Here is a 339-nt window from a genome sequence, read left to right on the forward strand (position 1 = left end):
ATGTTTAGGAAATTATGCTTTAAGGCTTGATGTGGATAACTTAGGGTGTTAAGGTAGAAATATGAGAGCGCATGAGAAAGAAAATAAACAATCAATAAAAATAGTCGATATACTTAAAGAACATTGGGAACGGTTTCTCCAAATATACGGAGAAAAAATACCGGAAGACATGAGGGAGAGTGTAATTGAAGCGGTAGAAAAGGCAATAAAATGCGGGGACCCAAAGTACGGTTATGCAGAATACATATGTACTAATTGTACCGGGAGCGAGAAAAAGAAAGTAGCATTTACATGTAAGAGTAGATTTTGTAATCGATGTGGAAAAGTTTATATAGAAAA

General features: G+C 34.8%; 1 protein-coding gene. It reads left to right on the plus strand.

Translation table 11 applies throughout. The features are described 5' to 3' along the window. Positions 1-61: 61 nt before the first annotated feature. The coding region (locus ULO1_RS12355) for a transposase zinc-binding domain-containing protein (RefSeq protein WP_200806966.1) at positions 62-339 on the plus strand (278 nt) is incomplete at its 3' end.

It is taken from the genome of Carboxydocella sp. ULO1 (assembly GCF_002049255.1).
Classification (GTDB): domain Bacteria; phylum Bacillota.